General features: G+C 29.5%; 1 protein-coding gene. It reads right to left on the reverse strand.

Features of this window, described 5'->3' with window-relative positions:
• Positions 1-245: 245 nt before the first annotated feature.
• Positions 246-2150, reverse strand: a complete 1905-nt coding sequence (locus tag KIH23_RS13550) for a reverse transcriptase domain-containing protein (protein ID WP_213214043.1) — start codon at positions 2148-2150, stop codon at positions 246-248.
• Positions 2151-2304 lie beyond the last annotated feature (154 nt).

The raw sequence follows: 2304 nt of genomic DNA on the forward strand, positions 1-2304 counted from the left end.
TAATAAAATCGAAACTCTGTAATGCTCTATACTTTGAAATAAACTCAGATGAATTTTTTCGTTTGAAATTGATTTTAATATTTGATAGTTGTTCATTTATGCAGTTTTTTTAAGCTTGCTGCTAACGGTTTCTTGCTAGGCGCGCGTTGCGGAAAAGCGAGGCGCGTAAGCTCCGCTAAGATAAAATTTTCTCGTGAAAAACCAGCGCAATACCAACAAAATCAAGCAATGGCGCTTAGCAAGGGTTACAGGCAGTTGTCAATTCTTTCTATTAGTGAGATTAGTTTTTGTTTGAATTCCCAATATTGATTTTGACTGACGGTCCAATTTTCCATTAACTTTTCTCCTGGATGTGAAATATTATTTTTATTTCTCATATCAAAAAAAATCAGCGAAAAGTTAATGTCTTCATTTGAAAACCCAAGATTATCCAAAAAATCGGTGACGTTGTTCTGGTTATAATTTTTTAAATCACCAGCAAACCTAATGTCTGTAATCGAACAAAAATAATGATAAATGTTAAGCAGATGGTTGAAAGCTAAATTATACTTGCAATCTATTTCAGCCATATTTAGTAGCTTTATCTGCTGAGTGAGAACTTCGTTTTTTTTCAAAACATTAGCGTGTATTGGAAAATCTAATTTGTCTGGAGAAACTCTATATGTTGAAATTAAAGATGCTTTAATGAGTTTGTAATAGTCATTATTAGCATCAATTTTTTTGAACTTATTTTTTTCTTGTTGGGTAAGCTTATTGTGTAAAGTATACTTTTCAAATAAATAATAAAATTGCGGTGTATTGTATTTAGTAATGTTCTGTGTTAAGAACGTAAAAACCTCTTTATTCTTGGTTGTGTCTTTTAAAAGAAAAAATAAAGCCTGAGGATTTACTAACGTTATCAGATGTATCCAATCCTTGAAAGCTTTTTCAACTTTAGTCTTAGCATCATTGGAATTTAGGTATAATTTTAAATTCCGCTTGAATATCTCATTCAATTTATTATTATCTTCTGTAGTTAAGAAAGCCTTTCCCTTTTGTTTGTATGTTTTCTTAAGACTTTCGATTATAGTTATGATTTCATTAAGTGTTTCGTTAGGCTTCTCACCCTTTTTTAATGATTGAGGGATACTGATAACTTTTTCTTTTTTTATGAAGTCTTGTAATTCAGCTTCATTGCTTACAATTAAATTCTGAGTTTTTAAATTGTTGATTTTTAAGTAGAGTTTCTCAGCTAAGAACTGCGATATTTGGCTTGATAACATAAAGGTGTTTTCACCGATTTGTTCGTTAGAAACACCCTTGTTTTCTTTATATATTATATAGAAATCATCAACATATCTACTGTATATAAAATCTTTATTTTTTAAAAATGCTAACTCCTGAATGAAATTATCAAGTTCGTAGAGATATACATAGCTAAGAAAATTAGAGATAATATTTTGTGCAAAAAGAGGAAGTCCGATTCTACCTTTGTTCACAAAATTAAATATGTGTTTAATTTCGTCTTTAGTATTCTCATCGAATTTTAGCTTCTTAATTTGGGTATTAGTTGAATATTTTGAAATTACATTGAGAAGAATTTCAAAATCGATTGTTTTGAAATAATCCTGAATATCTAATTTAATAATGACTGCCTTCTTCTTTTGCTTTATTACTTTTTCGATCTTCTCGCTAACGCTATTGTTAAATTCAACATAATCGTTAAAATAGTTCAAATCCGAATTTTTGGGTATGTCGTAATTTATGTTGCAACCGTAGAAAGTGAATATATTATCCCGTTTTTTCTTTTTGTCTTCAATGGTTTTAAAACTAACAGAAATCAAATCGAAAAAGTAAAACCCCAATGCATAATATAATATTAATGACTCAAAGCTCAAAAAATTAAAAGATCGTACGCCAACAATTCCCTTGGGAATCAAATATTCGATATTATAAAAGTCTTGCTGACAATTATAAAATATATCTTTTTTAATATATTTCTTGTAGTAGGTATTGAGATCGAAGGTATCTAATACTTTCTTATTCCTGTAAATTTGAAGTTCCAAAGTTTTGCTGGAATTAGAATCATCATTTATCTGTTTTGTTATTAACTCAAAAGCCTTTTCAAAGTAGATTTTTTTAAGATAATAACCGGTGTTGAAGTTCTTCATTTTACGATGTGGTTAAATACAATTGCCTGTAACGGTTGCGGGTTTGCTCAGTCACGGTAATTTGGAACAGAGTATAATCCGTTAGATGAAACAAACATATGGAAAATATATCTTTCTTGAACACTGATGCAGTTATTGTGCAAACCTGCTGTTG

The sequence above is a fragment of the Flavobacterium sp. CYK-55 genome (assembly GCF_018413465.1).
Classification (GTDB): Bacteria; Bacteroidota; Bacteroidia; order Flavobacteriales; family Flavobacteriaceae; genus Flavobacterium.

Excerpts from the sequence above, each read along its gene's own strand:
- KIH23_RS13550 (WP_213214043.1), bottom strand. The coding sequence starts at position 2,150 with ATGAAGAACTTCAACACCGGTTATTATCTTAAAAAAATCTACTTTGAA.